Here is a 17,069-nt window from a genome sequence, read left to right on the forward strand (position 1 = left end):
AGAAGCAGCCTTTGATCGGATGAAGTGCCCTTCATGAATGCAGCTTCTAATTATTCAATAATGAGGTAAAAATGAGAAAGAATGACCGTCATCAGTTAGTCAAAACGATGATTAAGGAAGAAAAGCTAGGAACGCAAAAGGAGATTCAGGATCGTCTGGAAGAGCAAGGGATTTATGTAACACAGACTACCCTGTCGCGTGACCTCCGTGAAATCGGCCTGACTAAAGTTAAGAAGAAGGGGCTGACTTATTATGTTTTGGCGCATGAGACTGAAGAGATTGACTTGATAGAGTTTTTAGCCAAGCATGTGGAGAGTGTAGCCAGGGCAGAGTTTAGTCTGGTTCTTCGTACGGGCCTGGGCGAGGCAACAGTGCTGGCCAATGTCGTGGATAGCTCGCTGGATAGTCGTATTTTGGGAACCGTTGCGGGTGCTAATACTCTTTTAGTGGTTTGCCGGGATCAGGCAGCTGCTCAAGAGATTGAAGAGCAAATACAGGAAGTGATGTAAGAATCACAGTTTTTTCAGGAAAAATGGAGAGGTTTGAGACGGAAGTCCTGACCTCGTTTGTTTTTAGAAAGGATAGAGATGGCAGTAGAAAAGTTATCGCCAGGCATGCAGCAGTATTTGGATATCAAAAAGGACTATCCAGATGCTTTCTTGCTCTTTCGGATGGGGGATTTCTATGAGTTGTTTTATGATGATGCGGTCAATGCCGCCCAGATTTTAGAGATTTCTCTCACCAGCCGCAATAAAAATGCTGAAAATCCCATTCCCATGGCCGGAGTTCCCTATCATTCGGCTCAGCAGTATATTGATGTTTTGGTCGAATCAGGCTATAAGGTAGCGATTGCGGAGCAGATGGAAGATCCCAAGGAAGCCAAGGGAGTTGTTAAGCGGGAGGTCGTTCAGGTTATCACACCGGGGACAGTGGTGGACTCCAGTAAGCCGGACTCTGCTAATAACTTTCTGGTGGCTCTGGATTACTCAGACGGCCTCTATGGTCTGGCTTATATGGACTTGGTGACCGGTGAGTTTCAGGTGACCAGTCTAGAGGACTTTGCCTTGGTCTGCGGGGAAATCCGCAATTTGAAAGCTAGAGAAGTGGTGCTGGGCTATGCCTTGCCAGAAGCTGAGGAGCAGGTTTTGGCTGGACAGATGAACCTTTTGCTGTCCTATGTACAGACGGCCTTGGACGATGTTCAGCTGCTGGGCGAGGAGCTATCTCCTATGGAGCGTCAGGCAGCGGGGAAACTGCTGGAGTATGTGCACCGGACCCAGATGAGGGAGCTCAGCCATTTGAAGAAGGCTCAGCATTATGAAATCAAGGACTTTCTGCAAATGGATTATGCCACCAAGGCGAGTCTGGATTTGACAGAAAATGCTCGCTCGGGCAAGAAGCACGGCAGTCTTTATTGGCTGATGGACGAGACTAAGACGGCCATGGGCGGCCGCATGCTGCGCTCTTGGATTCAGCGGCCGCTGATTGATGAAGCGCGAATTAGCCAGCGGCAGAATGTCGTCGAGGTTTTTCTGGATCATTTCTTTGAGCGGAGTGATTTGACGGAGAGCCTCAAGGGAGTCTACGATATCGAGCGGCTGGCTAGTCGGGTGTCTTTTGGCAAGACCAATCCCAAGGATCTGCTGCAGCTGGCAGCTACATTGGGCAATGTGCCTCAGATTAAGGCTATCTTGCAAGGAATCGGTAGCCAGCATCTAGCTCGTTTGATTGAGGGCTTGGATCCTATTCCAGAGTTGGCAGGCTTGATTAGCTCAGCTATTTCGCCGGATGCGCCCCATATCATCACCGAGGGCAATATCATTCGGACCGGTTTTGATGAGACCTTGGATCAGTATAGGCTTGTGCTGAGGGAGGGGACTGGATGGATTGCGGAGCTGGAAGTTAAAGAACGTGCTAATAGCGGCATCAGCAATCTGAAGATTGATTACAATAAAAAAGATGGTTACTATTTCCACGTGACCAATTCCCAGCTGGCTCATGTGCCTAGTCATTTCTTCCGCAAGGCGACCCTGAAAAATTCGGAGCGTTTCGGAACGGAGGAGCTGGCCAGGATTGAGGGAGAGATGTTGGAGGCGCGTGAAAAATCTGCTAATTTGGAATACGAGATTTTCATGCGGATTCGCGAGGAAGCTGGCAAATACATCCAGCGCTTGCAGGCCTTGGCACAAACGCTGGCAGCTGTAGATGTCCTGCAGAGCTTTGCTGCGGTAGCAGAGCAACAGCATCTAGTGCGCCCCGTCTTTACTGCAGAGCGCTGTCTGCAGATTGAAAAAGGCCGGCATGCTGTTGTGGAAAAGGTCATGGGTGCCCAAAGCTACATTCCAAATAGTATTCTGCTGGACCAGGAAACAGACATTCAGCTGATTACCGGGCCTAATATGAGCGGGAAATCAACTTATATGCGCCAGCTGGCTATCATCGTTATTATGGCACAGATGGGCTCTTATGTGCCTGCTCAGTCTGCCAGTCTGCCGCTATTCGATGCGATTTTCACTCGCATCGGTGCGGCGGATGATCTGGTGTCTGGCCAGTCCACCTTTATGGTGGAGATGATGGAGGCCAATCGGGCCATTCGACAGGCCAGCGAGCGTTCGCTCATCCTCTTTGATGAGCTGGGCCGTGGGACGGCTACTTACGATGGGATGGCGCTGGCTCAGGCTATTATTGAGCATATTCATCATTATACTGGAGCCAAGACCCTCTTTGCCACCCACTATCATGAGCTGACAGCCTTAGAGGATAGCTTGGAGCATTTGGAAAATGTCCATGTGGCAACCTTGGAAAAGGACGGGCAGGTGACTTTCCTGCATAAGATTGAGCCGGGTCCGGCTGACAAGTCCTACGGAATCCATGTGGCGAAGATTGCCGGACTTCCTGAGAAATTACTGGAGCGGGCGGATAGCATTTTGAGTCATTTGGAGAGTCAGGATACAGGACTAGGCTCAGAGCTTCCTACCGAATCCAGACAAAAACGGTTACAAGTGGCGGAGCAGATGTCTCTTTTTGCAGAAGGAACGGAAAATCCAGTCCTGACTGAACTCCGAGAATTGGACATCTACAATATGACTCCCCTGGAAGTCATGGCGGCCGTAGCTGAGCTCAAGAAGAAGTTGTAAAAACAAAGAACAGACTTGTTAATTTCACAAGTCTGCTCTTTTTATTTCTCACGATTTGCTAGACAAGCCGCTATTAATTTTTTGAATGTTGCGGTAGGTGTGGTAGTAGATAACGCCTGAAATAACCAGATAGATGAGGGTGAATTCCCCGACGGCAGTCAGTGTCAGGCTGAGTATTTTTTCTCTTGGGAAAAATCCAGCTAGGTTAGCTAAAAGTGCAAAGGTTAGAATCATCACGCCAAAGTGGCTGACGATGGAGCGCAGGATGCTCCAGTCTCTTTGGAAGAAGCTTCCACTCCATCTGAAAATGGCTCCCATGATAAACCAGATAAGCATGCAGTAGAGCATGATGAGGGAAACATGGACATGCTGGCTCAAAAAGAAGTGGCCGATAGGAGAGCGAGGATGAAGCGGTAGATAAACTGGATTGTAAAAATAAGAAACAATCATGGAGAAGAAGAGACCAATGAAAATCCCTCCAATCCCTCCGAAAAAGAGTTCTTTAAGACGAGTTTTCATAATTGCAACCTTTCTTTGATAGATTTGAGATAACGGCGGGACGAGTAAGTCTGATCACCGTTTTTCAGAAATATTTGAATCAGACCATTTGGAGTCAGCTTGAGGTGGCTGATTTGCCGGCTGTTGATAATCTCCGATTGAGAAATCTGCAGGAAATAGTCCGGCAGGATCTGCAGTAATTGATAAAGAGGCTGTTGAGTTCGATAGCCGTCTTTTGCTGTTCGAACCTGAATCTGGCGATTTTCTGTATAGATTCGCTGGATTTCCTTAGCATTCAGCAGATAGATGTCGTCTTCTTTCTTGACATGGATCTTGTCCTCTTTACCCAGATGTTGAGCAAAGTGGACCAATTCCTGAATGCTTTCTGTCATGAGGCGAGCCTCAATGCTAACGGAGTCTTCGGTAATTTGAGAATCGATTCTTAGCTTAACTTTCATCACCCTTATTAAACCGCAACTTAGCAGCGAAAACAAGCCCTTTTGTCTATGTGGCAGCTATTTGTGTCTATATGGTTTGGCTGGCGGACAGAATGGTCAAGAAAAGGCTGCCCTCTGATAGAAAAAGCCCAATGTGTTATAATAGATAGCAGAACAAATACGGAGAAAAAGATGTCAAAAATTATCGAACTTCCAGAAATTCTGGCCAATCAGATTGCAGCCGGTGAAGTCATTGAGCGGCCTAGCAGCGTGGTCAAGGAGCTAGTGGAGAATTCAATTGATGCGGGTGCAAGCCAAATTACCATCGAAATCGAGGAGGCCGGACTCAAGAGCATTCAGGTGACGGATAATGGCGAGGGCATAGATCACGAAGATGTCCCTCTTGCCCTTCGACGTCATGCTACCAGTAAAATCAAGAAACAGGCGGATCTCTTTCGGATTCGGACGCTGGGTTTCCGTGGTGAGGCCATTCCTTCCATTGCTTCTGTCTCGCGTTTTACCATTGAGACAGCGACGGAAGCCGGCCAGCACGGGACTCTGCTGGTTGCCCAGGGTGGCGAGATCGAAGAGCATGAGCCTACTAGCAGTCCGGTAGGAACGAAAATCAAGATAGAAGATCTCTTCTTTAATACTCCAGCCCGGCTCAAGTATATGAAGAGCCAGCAGGCAGAGCTTTCCCATATCGTTGATGTGATTAATCGGCTTAGTCTGGCCCATCCGGAAGTGGCTTTCACCCTTATCAGTGACGGCCGCGAAATGACACGGACTGCCGGCAGTGGCAATCTGCGTCAGGCTATTGCAGGCATCTATGGTCTGGCAACAGCCAAGAAAATGGTGGAAATCTCTGCTTCAGATCTGGACTTTGAAGTGAGCGGCTATGTCAGCCTGCCTGAGCTGACTCGTGCGAATCGGAATTATATTTCGATTCTCATCAACGGTCGCTACATTAAGAATTTCCTGCTCAATCGTGCTATTTTGGACGGCTACGGCAGCAAGCTGATGGTAGGCCGCTTTCCACTAGCGGTCATCAATATTCAGATTGACCCCTATCTGGCTGATGTCAATGTCCATCCGACCAAGCAAGAGGTGCGAATTTCTAAGGAGCGGGAACTCATGGCCCTGATTTCGCAAGCCATTGCGACCAGTCTCAAGGAGCAGGACCTTATCCCAGATGCTTTGGAAAATCTAGCCAAATCAACTGTTAAGCGTGCGACTAAGCCCGAACAGACCAGTCTTCCGCTGAAAGAAAATCGCCTCTACTACGATAAGGAGCAGAATGACTTCTTCCTCAAGCCACAGGTGGCCGAGCAACAACTATCCTTTGAAGAATCAGCAGGGCCTGTTCATGAAGCGACAGATGAAAAAGCAGAACCGCCACAACCGACTTCGGTCAAATTCGCAGAGAGAAAGCCTGCTAGCTATGACCAATTAGACCATCCAGAGCTAGACCAGGCTAGTCTGGAGCGGGCTGTGGATAAGTTGGAGCAGGAAGAGAAGTCAAGTTTCCCAGAGTTAGAATATTTCGGCCAGATGCATGGCACTTATCTATTTGCTCAGGGCAAGGGTGGTCTTTACATTATTGACCAGCATGCTGCTCAAGAGCGGGTCAAGTATGAGTATTATCGGGAGAAGATTGGAGATGTGGACAATAGCCAGCAGCAGCTCTTGGTGCCTTATATCTTTGAATTTCCAGCGGACGATATGCTGAGAATCAAGCAGCGGATGGAGCTGTTAGAAGACGCTGGCATCTTTTTAGAAGAGTACGGAGCCAACCAGTTTATCCTCCGTGAACATCCCATTTGGTTCAAGGAAGAGGAGATTGAGGCCGGCATCTATGAGATGTGTGATATGCTTCTCCTTACCAAGGAAGTTTCTATCAAGAAATATCGAGCAGAGCTAGCCATTATGATGAGTTGCAAACGCTCCATCAAGGCCAATCACAGTCTGGATGACTACTCTGCACGTGACTTGCTCTTTCAGCTGTCCCAGTGTGATAATCCTTACAACTGCCCACACGGCCGGCCGGTTTTGGTCAACTTTACCAAGTCGGATATGGAAAAAATGTTCCGCCGCATTCAGGAAAATCATACTAGCCTACGGGAGTTGGGGAAATACTAAACTCTATAGAAAATCAAACAGCCCTAGTCATCGAACTAGAGCTGTTTTGAATTTTTGAGCTGAACTTGTGTTCCAGCAAGCAAATCAGCTGGATGGCGTTTATCCTTGCGAAGCAGTCCCATCAGCAGAAAGATTAAGAAGAGAATCCCTGCTGAAGTTGACAAGAAAATTGACAGATTATCTGCTTGATAAGCACTACGGATAGCTCCCATATGCCCCAGCTGCCAAGGGAAAAAATTGATAGCAGAGCGCAAAAGGCTGTGGGCAAGGCTCCTATGCTTGTAAATCAGCTGTAAACCTGCCCAACGCTTGCCAAAACTGCCTTTTCTATAGTCTAGCCAAGCAAAGATGATAGTTAGAGGAAGAACGGAGGTAGAAAAAGCCAGAAGCTGGCTCTGGACTTCAGTGAATGCAGGAATGCCTCCTAGAACCAGATTGTAACAGCCCATAGCTAGTAAAAAAAGAGCAATGAGGTAGCCTGAGATGAAGAGCCAGTCTCCAATCAGATCTTTCAGACGAGTTTTGACAGGTATGGGATTGTCAGTTTTTAGTTTTATCTTTAGCACCTTCTTTCTTAGAATCCTCATCAAGGCCGATAACCTTGTCCAGATACTTTTTCTTAATCTTTAGCGCCTTGTTAATAGCCATTGCTGATGCGATTAAGAGGAAAAAGGTTAACCAGACCAGGGCAGTGAATTTTGCTGGAAAGCTAGAACCTGCGAAAAAGAGAAAGATAGCCAAGGCTGATACAAAAATATATAGAACCTGCCAGAAGCCATAAGATTTTACTTCCTTGTAGTAGCGATCTTTTTCGTCTTCTGAGAGGACGGGTTTTATTTCCGGCTTGTCGCCGTCTTCTAAAAGCAGATAATCTGTCGTCACTTGGAAAATCTTGCTCAGCTCTACAATTTTTTCGAGCTCTGGCAGCGCTTGGCCAGACTCCCACTTGGAAATGCTCTGGCGAGAGACATTGATCTGTTCAGCTAGCTTTTCTTGTGACCAGCCTTTTTCTTTTCTTAGTTCAAATAATTTATCAGCGAGTTTCATCGTGACAGCCTCCTTTTCTTTGCTAACTCTATCCTAACAGCTTTTAGTTATCTTGAGAATACAGCTTCCTGTACATTTTGTCAACCGCTGGTTGCACTTCTATTTGCAGTTTCCAGACAGAAAATATGATATACTAGATAGGCAAAATGATACAAAAAGAAGGAAGATTATGTACGAATATTTTAAAGGAATCATCAGCAAAATTACAGCCAAATACATTGTGTTGGAAGTCAACTCTATCGGCTATATTCTTCATGTGGCCAACCCCTATGCTTACTCAGGTCATCTCCATCAGGAAGCCAAGATATATGTCCACCAGGTGGTGAGAGAAGACGCGGAGCTCCTGTACGGTTTTGCGACCGAGGAGGAGAAGCAACTCTTTCTCAGCTTGATTTCAGTCTCAGGTATTGGCCCAGTGTCTGCCCTGGCTATTATTGCAGCGGATGATAATGCTGGCTTAGTGCAAGCCATTGAGCAAAAAAACATCACCTATCTGACCAAGTTTCCTAAGATTGGCAAGAAGACAGCCCAGCAGATGGTGCTGGACTTAGAAGGCAAGGTAGTGGCGGCAGATGGTCCGGCAGAAAGCAAGGCACCTGTCCAGACTGTGGATAATCAGGAGCTGGAAGAAGCCATGGAAGCCATGCTGGCACTAGGCTATAAGGCTGCTGAGCTTAAGAAAATAAAGAAATTCTTTGAAGGAACGACGGATACAGCTGAAAACTATATCAAGTCAGCCCTCAAGATGTTGGTGAAATAGGAGGAAGCTATGACCAAACGCTGCGGCTGGGTAAAAATGAACAACCCCTTGTATGTGGCCTATCATGATGAGGAGTGGGGCAAGCCCCTCCATGATGATCAGAAATTATTTGAATTGCTTTGCATGGAGACCTATCAGGCTGGACTTTCTTGGGAGACCATTCTGAATAAACGCCAGGCTTTTCGGGAAGCTTTTCATTTCTATGACGCCCAGAAAATTGCCCAGATGACGGATGCAGACTTGGATAGTCTTTTAAATAATCCTAATATCATCCGTAATAAGATGAAAATCTATGCGACTAGGGCTAATGCCCAGGCTTTTTTGGCTGTTCAAAAGCAGTTTGGCTCTTTTAACGACTATATCTGGTCCTTTGTCGATTTCAAAACGATTGACAATCAAATTACGAACTACAAGGAAGCCCCTACTAAGACAGAGCTGTCAGAAACTATGTCCAAGGCGCTGAAAAAGCAAGGCTTCAAATTTGTTGGTCCTGTTTGTGTCTATTCATTCTTAGAAGCCGCTGGCCTTATCAATGACCATGAAAATGATTGTGACTTCAATTTACATAAAAATACCGTTTGAGAAAGACTCTCAACGGTATTTTTCAATTTCTTCTTTTAACGATTTTACTAGTTCTTTTTCATCGGCAAGTTGTAGTAGAGCAATCCCTTTTTTTATTAATTCGTTATCATTTTTGCAAATTCCAAGTCGAATCTGTGAAAGCCCGAGGGAATCATAATGTTTTTCTTTTTTTGACAAATCGTAAATGTATTTAGTAATTTCAGCGCATTCTCTCTTTAATCCATTATAAAGATAGATGGTAGAAAGGTTGACTAAGAGTCCGATTTGTAGATTATTCCCATAGCGAAATGATTGGTATTTTTTTATGCTATTTAAAATCTTTTGGGTAAATTGTTTGATATTTTCTAAAGGGAAGAAATAAAGGATAGTAGAAAGAAGTCGAAAATCGCTTTCATACCAAGTGTCCTGTTTCTCTAAATACGCCCAAATTTTATTGGTAGTAGCATTAATTTCTTTTGTCTCAGAAATTCCATTTTGTCTCAGATGAATAGTAATATTGATGATATCTAAAGCATGTTTAATCGGAATATCGGAATGTTTATATAGATATGCCTCGCATTCTCTCTTTAGTTGTAACAAACCTTCTGTCCCTACAATAGACTCACCTTGGTTGTAAAGAGAATTTAAAATTTTCTGTCTCTGACTAGGTTGATAATAATCACAAATGTATTTAAATTCTTCTAGTGTCATATCTATCTGGCGAAGTAAAAAAATCATGGTATCGAACTTTGGCACGACTTGTCCGCTTTCAATTCGTGCCAAAGTTGAGCGAGCTAAAAAATCTCCACAAATTTCTTCTTGAGTCAACCCTTTTGATTTCCTAATTTCTTTATAGATTTTTCCATAATCCCAGCGCATAAGAACTCCTTTTTAAAATGTTACTAAAAGCTACATTTTGAAAAAATATTTTAAAATAGTATATCATGAAATAAAAAGTAGGGCAAAAATGAAGAAAGTGAAATACAATTCTATTTTATTGGCAATGACGCTAATAATGCTTGTAAATGCACTCCCATGGTGGTGGCCGTGGAGATAAGGTGGATAGGATAGAAGGGGAGTGAGTTCAATGTTCTAAATATTTCAAAAAAGTAGGCAAAGATTAAATATATATATATTTAAAAATTAGAATCTATAAAATTTAAGAATTAAAAATAAAACATTAGCTTTATTAGCTACAGTTTCTTTAGGTTTTGGGCTAACTACTATGACTAGTATCGTTAGTGCAGAAGTAGCATATCCAGCCCCATATCCGATTATTGATGAATGGAATTATGGTGTGAATGATAACTATGGTTATTCTAATTACTATGTTAAATCTCCGAATAATATTGGTTCAAAATCTTCGATAACTAATCTTTGGGGAACTGTTAAGTCATCTGATTCTCAAAAATATGGATGGGCAATGTCAAGTTCAACAAAAAGTTGGAATGATGTTCGATTAAATGCACATTGGAACTACTTTAAATTTTAACAATAGTTTATGAAAGTTGGAAGAACCAATAATATTATAGGGTCTTTTATAATATAGGTAGGAGCTTATGAAATTAAAATTAGGTGTTATAGGACTCTTTTTTTGCTTAATTGCTGCCATTGGTCTGGTTAGTATTAGTGATACTCAAAAACCAATACCTTTACCAATTGATGGTGCCTTCTCCATTCAAGGGAAAAGCAATCTTTCTAATGAAGAAATATATCAAATGATTAGTGGCCTATCAGAAGAGAAAAAAGTTAAAATATACAAGCCGGTGGTTCAGAATTCAGGACAGTTGACTTATATAAATCTTGATGATGCCAGCCATGAACAATTAAAGTCTATACCGATAACAGGGATTTACTATACTCTAGGGGAAATAGATTCAAATGGTTTAAAAAAACTTACGTCTACAGGTCTGCAAGTAGTATATATGGCTTACCCTTGGTATATGGGAGGAATGATACAATTTACTGGCTCTTTAAGATTTTTGTTAATGATTTCAATTTACTTAACCTTATTAGTTGTTTTATTTGTTGTTAGAGCGAGAAAGATTAAAGAAGGGATGATAAGACGTTCTTTAGGATTGCCTGTGTATAACCTAAAAAAGGATTATTTAATTTCTGTTACTTTTGAGCTGATTTTAGTTGCTTTATTGATGGTTTTCTATGGCTCTTTTCTGGGGAGTGGTCTCTTCACCTATAGTTCCAAGTTATTCTTCTCTCTACTTCTAACCAATTTTATAATTTTTCAAATCATTGATCTCATCACCTTTGTTTTATTTTGGCTGACGATTCAGGTTGAAAAGCCTATTGAAATTATAAAAAATAAGGCCAAAAACAGCCTCATTTTTATCGTATGGCTTGCGGTTATTTCTAGCATAATAGTTGTTTCAGGAGTCTTTTTACGGGAAACAAAGGCTAGTCAATCAAAGATAAATATACAGATAAAGCATTTAGAACCATGGAGTGCAGTAAAAGATTGGAAAAGACTAGAGTTTTTGGGTATTGAAAATGAATCTGTTACTAATGGAGAAGAAGCAAATGACTCAGGAGCTAAGTATATAGAGATTGCTAAAGCCTTAAAAAAACTGGATTTTATATATATCAAATCATCTTCAGCCTATGTTCCAGATTTTATGAAAACTTCTCATGTTACAGAAGATTTTTCTAAGCAATTAAAAAGTGATGGGATAACGAATCCAGAGGTTAATAAAGAGCTGGTTTATATCAATCAAACAGGTGCTAAGGTACAAAATAAAGTTAATGGAACAAACTATCGTATTTTAGATAATAAAATAGCAACCATCTATATTCCTAATAAATTTAAAGAGAATAAGGCATCAATCGAGAATACGGTTGTAGCAGAACAATTTACTGGTACAAACTATACAAAAGATGATCTTACGGTGCAAGTCATTCCTGATGGGCAAGAATTTTTCTATTTCAATGAAAATGGCAGTAGTGTCCCTGAAAATAAAGATAATCTACCTTTGGAAAGTGTGACAAATAGTAAGAGTAATATAGTGGTTATATTAGATACTGATAAAATGGTAGAAACTAACGATTTTATTTTGGCAAGCAATATCATATATAACTCACTTTTTAGTCCAGAAGCAATTAAGGAAATCAACGATTTGAGTGCTAGTTTGAATTTTTCAATCAATCCAGTCGAGGTTTACCAAACTGTGAAACTTAATATTCAATCTTTAGAGCACCAAATTCTCCTTTCAAAAATACTGCAAATAATTATTTGTGGAATTGTATTTCTACTCATTTATCAATATGCTCAAATGTTTGTTGCCTTAAAACAGAATGACTATGTCAAAAAAATCATTTTAGGCCTATCGAAAACAGGTATAGCCATTTCAAGTCTAAAATATTTTATGATAACGATTATAATGGTTATCTTATTGACATTTATCATGACAGGACAAATAGAGTTATTGTATATTGGTCTTGCTTCTTTAACGGTTTTAATGATGTCAATGATAATGAGTTTCAGAAAATTATCTGATAGATACACTCAAATTCTAAAAGGGGATGACTAATGACAATTGAAATTGTGAATGTTACAAAAAAATATGGCTCAAAAGAAATATTTACAGATTTAAATTTAACCTTTGAAGCTGGGAAAAGCTACGCCTTGATTGGCGGTTCGGGTTCAGGTAAAAGTACCTTGCTAAACATTATAGGAAGGCTAGAAAAAATTGACAGTGGAAAAGTGTTAGTTGATAAACAGGATATTTGGAAAACCAAAGAAAGAACCTATTTTAAAAATACTATTGGGTATGTATTCCAAAATTATTCTTTGATAGAAAACAAAACAGTATATGATAATTTAAAACTCCTCAATAAAGACAAAAAGATTATATCTGAGATACTTGAAAAAGTAGGCCTTTCTAGGGACTATTTAAAACATAAAATATATGAATTGTCTGGGGGACAAGCTCAGCGTGTAGCTATTGCAAGAATGTTAATGAAACCGCGTAAAATTATTTTAGCGGATGAACCTACAGGAGCCTTGGATAGTGAGATTGGGAATGAAATCATCAACTTATTATTGAGTGAAGCAGCCAAGAACAATTATGTTATTATAGCAACACATGATCCAGCTGTATATAGTAAAGTTGATGTTATCATTGACATAAAAGATATAGGAAGTCAGGCATGAAAAAGAAAATTTATATTAGTTTGCTACTAGTCATTGGAATACTCGCAATCGTCTTAATTGGCAAACAAGTGATTAAAAAAGAAAATTCCAATAAACCTTCGGTGGATTTAACAGTCTATACAATCTCTTCGAATGATACCGAAAGATGGGATAAGGTAAGGCAAGTAGAAACAGAAGATGCTGTCTATCTAATATCTGTCAAAGAAGTAGCATCTTCAGAAGAAGTGTTTTCAAATATTATTGCAGATGGCACTTCTATGGGGTTTGGAGTTAGTGAAGAAGAAGTTAAACAATTTAACAATAATTTAGGAACTACTGTAGTAGATGCTAAAAATAATAAATTGATTGGGATAGAATTCTTCACTTTTTCTGATGATGGCAAGGGATTTTCAGTAGCGAATTTTGATTACGGCAAAAAAGAGTTTAATAATCAAAAAAAAGAAAAGAAAGAGTTCTATAAAAAACTATACGAAGCGTTTAAAAAATAATTTATGATGACACGACAAACGCATAAAGACAAAAGTTCCAATAAATTTTTGAAATACAAAGCATTTGTCAAAGGTAGCTACAGTTTTACTTTCCTTTTTTTCATTGCTTGTCTGTTCTCTTTCATAATTTTCATAATAGTGCGACTATATTCCTTGTTTCATAGAAAAAATTCCTTGGTTTTCTATCATCCAAGGAATTTTGTTTAGTTATCCTTTCTGCAACCAAATCTTTTCCTTGATAAAGATGCGCAGTTCATAGAATAGCATAAAGAGGGTGGAGATGAGGAAGCCAGCCATAAAGATATGATGCAAATAGGCAAAAATAGCAATCTCAACCAAAACGGAGAAGAGATAGAAAATGACTAAATAATGCCATTTCTTGGCCTTGCTATCTTCGATGACCTTTTTCTCCAAGCGCTCATCCTCCTTGATGAGTGTGTCCAGACTGATATCAAATTCCCGACTGATAGCGATGAGATTTCCAATATCAGGGATACCTTTTTCGCTTTCCCAACGGGCAATAGCAGAGCGGGAAACCTTGAGTCTTTCCGCCAAAGCCTCCTGAGTGAGTTGGTTTTGTTGACGAATATCTTTGAGAACTTGTGAAATTTTCATGATGATCTCCTTTCTTCATCTTTATTATAAAAATAATGAAACAATTTGCCAATAGCATTTCCCTAACAATCTAGTTATTCTGCATAACACCAGTCATTCTTAAAAGTTTTCCACAGCATGTTGACAAGTTTGTCAAGGAGCTTGACAGCTCTTTTTATTTCCTGGAATGAAAATCAACTTTTTTAAGATTTTTTGTGATAAAATAAAGCCAATTCCGAATAGTAAGGTAGGAGGTTCTATGAAAGCAGAAATTATTGCTGTGGGCACTGAGATTCTGACGGGTCAGATTGTCAATACCAATGCCCAATTTTTATCTGAAAAACTGGCGAGTCTGGGGATTGATGTCTATTTTCAGACAGCAGTAGGGGACAATGAAAATCGTCTCCTCTCTGTTTTGGAAATTGCTCAAGGGCGCAGTAATCTGATTATCCTGACAGGAGGCTTGGGGCCAACAGAGGATGATTTGACCAAGCAGACCTTGGCTAAGTTCTTAGGACGTGAGCTCATTTTTGACTCACAGGCTGTGGAAAAGCTGGATCGCTTTTTTGCTAGTCGACCAGATTATGCTCGAACGCCCAATAATGAGCGTCAGGCCCAGCTGGTTGAAGGCTCGGCTCCTTTACCAAATGTGACTGGTTTAGCTGTCGGAGGATTGTTAGAAGCAGACGGAGTGACCTATGTAGTCTTGCCTGGCCCGCCTAGTGAGCTCAAGCCCATGGTCAATAACGAGCTGGTTCCCCTCTTATCCACAGGCCAGAAATTGTATTCACGGGTGCTGCGCTTCTTTGGTATCGGCGAGAGTCAGCTAGTGACTATTTTGTCAGAGATGATTGAGCAGCAGAGTGACCCCACCATTGCTCCTTATGCAAAGACAGGAGAAGTTACCCTACGACTGTCTACCAAGGCTCTGAGTCAGGCAGAAGCCGACACTAAGTTTGAGGCTGTGGAAAAGGAAATTTTGTCCCATAAGACTTTTGAGGGGCAATCACTGTCAGAGATTTTCTATGGTTATGGGGATGACAATTCCTTGGCACAGGTGGCTTTTGATTTGCTCAAAAGTCAAGGAAAGACGATTTCGGCGGCGGAGAGTCTGACAGCAGGGCTCTTTCAGGCGACCTTGGCTGATTTTGCTGGAGCCTCTTCCATTTTTTCAGGTGGCTTTGTCACCTACAGCATGGAGGAAAAGAGCCGGATGCTGGATATTCCGTTGGGAGACATGGAGAAGCACGGTGTCGTTTCAGCTTTTACGGCTGGGAAAATGGCAGAGCAGGCTAGAAAGCTAACCGAAAGCGACTTAGCTGTCAGTCTGACAGGTGTGGCAGGCCCAGATTCACTGGAAGAGCATCCAGCAGGGACTGTTTTTATCGGCTTAGCTAGTGCTGCTGGAACAGAAACTATTAAGGCCAATATTGCTGGACGAAGTCGGCGTGATGTGCGGAAAATTGCTGTTCTGCACGCCTTCAACCTAGTACGAAAAACTTTATTAAATAGCTGATTTTTGGTATAATGATGAAGATGGCCAAAAGACATTTTAGAAAAAACAGGAGAAATAAATGGCAAAGAAACAAAAAAAATTAGACGAAATCTCAAAGAAATTCGGCGATGAGCGCCAAAAAGCCTTGGATAATGCTCTTAAAAACATTGAAAAGGATTTTGGTAAGGGAGCCATTATGCGTCTTGGCGAGCGGGCAGAGCAAAAGGTTCAAGTTATGAGTTCTGGCTCTTTGGCCTTGGATATTGCCCTTGGTGCCGGTGGTTATCCTAAGGGACGGATTATTGAGATTTACGGACCAGAGTCTTCTGGTAAGACAACCGTTGCTCTTCACGCAGTTGCTCAAGCGCAAAAAGAAGGTGGTATCGCTGCCTTTATCGATGCTGAGCATGCTTTGGATCCGTCATACGCGGCTGCTCTGGGTGTTAATATTGATGAGTTACTGCTGTCTCAACCTGACTCTGGCGAACAGGGACTGGAAATTGCCGGTAAGCTGATTGACTCAGGTGCGGTGGACTTGGTGGTTGTGGACTCCGTTGCAGCCCTGGTACCACGTGCAGAAATCGATGGCGATATCGGCGACAGCCATGTCGGCTTGCAGGCTCGGATGATGAGCCAGGCTATGCGCAAACTGTCTGCTTCTATCAACAAAACGAAGACAATTGCGATTTTCATTAACCAGCTGCGTGAAAAAGTTGGCGTTATGTTTGGTAATCCTGAAACAACACCAGGTGGTCGTGCACTGAAGTTCTATGCTTCTGTCCGTTTGGATGTCCGTGGTAATACTCAAATCAAGGGAACTGGTGATGAGAAGGATACCAATGTTGGTAAAGAAACCAAGATCAAAGTTGTTAAAAATAAGGTAGCTCCGCCATTCAAGGAAGCCTTTGTAGAAATCATGTATGGAGAAGGTATTTCTAAGACAGGTGAGCTGATTAAGATTGCGACTGATTTGGATATCATCAAAAAAGCTGGTGCTTGGTACTCCTACAATGATGAAAAAATCGGTCAAGGATCTGAAAATGCTAAGAAGTACTTGGCTGATCATCCAGAAGTCTTTGACGAAATTGACCGTCAGGTTCGTGTACGCTATGGTTTGATTGATGGAGACGAGCTGGAAGAAACAGTTGGCAACAAGGCTGACAGTCCTGTGGAAACGATGGAAGAAGTGACTCTTGATTTGGAAGATGCCATCGAAATTGAAGAGTAATTTTGCAAAATAGGTCGCAAGACCGATGGTTTTTGTGATATAATAGACTACGATATTAGTATCGTGTAGCGAAAGGAGTACTTACATGATCACAATCTATACTGTCTCAAGTTGTACTAGTTGTAAAAAAGCAAAAACCTGGCTAAACGCTCATCAATTAACTTATAAAGAACAGAATTTAGGCAAAGAAGGCATCACCAAAGAGGAACTTCTGGATATTTTAACCAAAACAGAAAATGGTATCGCGAGCATTGTTTCATCAAAAAACCGCTATGCTAAGGGTTTGGGTGTTGACATTGAAGAGTTGAGTGTCAACGAAGTTCTTGACATCATCATGGAGACCCCGCGTATTTTGAAAAGTCCTATCTTAGTGGATGATAAACGTCTCCAAGTTGGTTACAAAGAAGATGATATCCGTGCTTTTCTACCACGTTCTGTTCGCAATGTTGAAAATGCAGAAGCTCGTCTGCGGGCAGCTCTCTAATCTTTGAATATAACTGAAAGAGTCGGGAAGAGAATC

At 41.7% G+C, this 17,069-nt stretch carries 18 protein-coding genes; 12 read left to right on the forward strand and 6 right to left on the reverse strand.

Going from position 1 to position 17,069, the window contains the following annotated elements:
• The first annotated feature begins 71 nt into the window (after positions 1-71).
• Both argR and mutS read left to right on the forward strand, forming a co-directional pair.
• A complete protein-coding gene (gene argR, locus O3621_RS02890) occupies positions 72-509 on the forward strand; it encodes an arginine repressor (protein WP_371513596.1) in 438 nt (145 codons plus the stop codon).
• A gap of 78 nt (positions 510-587) precedes the next feature.
• Complete coding sequence (gene mutS / locus O3621_RS02895) at positions 588-3,137, forward strand: DNA mismatch repair protein MutS (RefSeq protein ID WP_371513598.1); 2,550 nt, start codon at positions 588-590, stop codon at positions 3,135-3,137.
• A gap of 48 nt (positions 3,138-3,185) precedes the next feature.
• Here the strand turns inward: mutS and O3621_RS02900 are convergent, their stop codons facing one another.
• Both O3621_RS02900 and O3621_RS02905 read right to left on the reverse strand, forming a co-directional pair.
• On the reverse strand, positions 3,186-3,656 hold the full coding sequence (locus tag O3621_RS02900) for a DUF3021 domain-containing protein (RefSeq protein ID WP_371513599.1): 471 nt from the start codon (positions 3,654-3,656) through the stop codon (positions 3,186-3,188).
• Positions 3,653-4,093 carry a LytTR family DNA-binding domain-containing protein gene (locus O3621_RS02905; RefSeq protein WP_371513601.1) on the reverse strand — a complete coding sequence of 147 codons (441 nt, stop codon included), beginning with the start codon at positions 4,091-4,093 and terminating at the stop codon, positions 3,653-3,655. The genes O3621_RS02900 and O3621_RS02905 overlap by 4 nt, the downstream gene beginning before the upstream one ends.
• Positions 4,094-4,264: 171 nt before the next feature.
• On the opposite strand from O3621_RS02905, the gene mutL reads away from it, so the two are divergent.
• The gene (mutL, locus tag O3621_RS02910; protein ID WP_371513603.1) at positions 4,265-6,211 is read left to right on the forward strand and encodes a DNA mismatch repair endonuclease MutL; all 1,947 of its coding nucleotides are present in this window, start codon (positions 4,265-4,267) and stop codon (positions 6,209-6,211) included.
• A 35-nt stretch (positions 6,212-6,246) separates the two neighbouring features.
• On the opposite strand, the gene O3621_RS02915 is transcribed toward mutL, so the two are convergent.
• Both O3621_RS02915 and O3621_RS02920 read right to left on the reverse strand, forming a co-directional pair.
• The gene (locus O3621_RS02915) at positions 6,247-6,768 is read right to left on the reverse strand and encodes an RDD family protein (protein WP_185756493.1); all 522 of its coding nucleotides are present in this window, start codon (positions 6,766-6,768) and stop codon (positions 6,247-6,249) included.
• Entirely contained in the window at positions 6,752-7,258 is a 507-nt protein-coding gene (locus O3621_RS02920) for a helix-turn-helix domain-containing protein (protein ID WP_371513605.1), read from the reverse strand. Before O3621_RS02920 ends, O3621_RS02915 begins: the two co-directional genes overlap by 17 nt.
• Before the next feature lie 169 nt (positions 7,259-7,427).
• Here O3621_RS02920 and ruvA point away from each other — a divergent pair, with 169 nt between their 5' ends.
• Positions 7,428-8,018 carry a Holliday junction branch migration protein RuvA gene (gene ruvA, locus O3621_RS02925; protein WP_371513607.1) on the forward strand — a complete coding sequence of 197 codons (591 nt, stop codon included), beginning with the start codon at positions 7,428-7,430 and terminating at the stop codon, positions 8,016-8,018.
• 9 nt (positions 8,019-8,027) lie between these two features.
• Positions 8,028-8,600, forward strand: coding sequence for a DNA-3-methyladenine glycosylase I (locus O3621_RS02930; protein ID WP_371513609.1), 573 nt, complete (start codon positions 8,028-8,030; stop codon positions 8,598-8,600).
• 9 nt (positions 8,601-8,609) lie between these two features.
• Here the strand turns inward: O3621_RS02930 and O3621_RS02935 are convergent, their stop codons facing one another.
• Positions 8,610-9,458, reverse strand: a complete 849-nt coding sequence (locus O3621_RS02935) for a helix-turn-helix domain-containing protein (protein WP_371513611.1) — start codon at positions 9,456-9,458, stop codon at positions 8,610-8,612.
• Between the two features lie 346 nt (positions 9,459-9,804).
• On the opposite strand from O3621_RS02935, the gene O3621_RS02940 reads away from it, so the two are divergent.
• The 4 genes from O3621_RS02940 to O3621_RS02955 all read left to right on the forward strand — a co-directional run bounded on the left by O3621_RS02940 (position 9,805) and on the right by O3621_RS02955 (position 13,232).
• Positions 9,805-10,071 (forward strand): hypothetical protein, encoded by a 267-nt coding sequence (locus O3621_RS02940; RefSeq protein WP_176693608.1) that lies wholly within the window; start codon positions 9,805-9,807, stop codon positions 10,069-10,071.
• A 67-nt stretch (positions 10,072-10,138) separates the two neighbouring features.
• Positions 10,139-12,121 carry an ABC transporter permease gene (locus tag O3621_RS02945; RefSeq protein WP_314449615.1) on the forward strand — a complete coding sequence of 661 codons (1,983 nt, stop codon included), beginning with the start codon at positions 10,139-10,141 and terminating at the stop codon, positions 12,119-12,121.
• Positions 12,121-12,744: an ATP-binding cassette domain-containing protein gene (locus O3621_RS02950; RefSeq protein WP_009754418.1), complete on the forward strand. Its 624-nt coding sequence runs from the start codon at positions 12,121-12,123 to the stop codon at positions 12,742-12,744. Before O3621_RS02945 ends, O3621_RS02950 begins: the two co-directional genes overlap by 1 nt.
• On the forward strand, positions 12,741-13,232 hold the full coding sequence (locus tag O3621_RS02955; protein WP_314449614.1) for a hypothetical protein: 492 nt from the start codon (positions 12,741-12,743) through the stop codon (positions 13,230-13,232). The genes O3621_RS02950 and O3621_RS02955 overlap by 4 nt, the downstream gene beginning before the upstream one ends.
• A gap of 207 nt (positions 13,233-13,439) precedes the next feature.
• Here the strand turns inward: O3621_RS02955 and O3621_RS02960 are convergent, their stop codons facing one another.
• Positions 13,440-13,847 carry a helix-turn-helix domain-containing protein gene (locus O3621_RS02960; RefSeq protein ID WP_072074749.1) on the reverse strand — a complete coding sequence of 136 codons (408 nt, stop codon included), beginning with the start codon at positions 13,845-13,847 and terminating at the stop codon, positions 13,440-13,442.
• Positions 13,848-14,085: 238 nt separating this feature from the next.
• Here O3621_RS02960 and O3621_RS02965 point away from each other — a divergent pair, with 238 nt between their 5' ends.
• The 3 genes from O3621_RS02965 to spx all read left to right on the forward strand — a co-directional run bounded on the left by O3621_RS02965 (position 14,086) and on the right by spx (position 17,033).
• Entirely contained in the window at positions 14,086-15,342 is a 1,257-nt protein-coding gene (locus O3621_RS02965; RefSeq protein ID WP_314449612.1) for a competence/damage-inducible protein A, read from the forward strand.
• Positions 15,343-15,400: 58 nt separating this feature from the next.
• A complete protein-coding gene (recA, locus tag O3621_RS02970; RefSeq protein ID WP_049552832.1) occupies positions 15,401-16,549 on the forward strand; it encodes a recombinase RecA in 1,149 nt (382 codons plus the stop codon).
• Positions 16,550-16,634: 85 nt separating this feature from the next.
• Positions 16,635-17,033, forward strand: a complete 399-nt coding sequence (gene spx / locus O3621_RS02975; RefSeq protein WP_002894078.1) for a transcriptional regulator Spx — start codon at positions 16,635-16,637, stop codon at positions 17,031-17,033.
• The last annotated feature ends 36 nt before the right edge of the window (positions 17,034-17,069 follow it).

The organism is Streptococcus sp. 20925_1_22 (assembly GCF_041431685.1).
In the GTDB taxonomy this organism is placed as follows: Bacteria; Bacillota; Bacilli; order Lactobacillales; family Streptococcaceae; genus Streptococcus.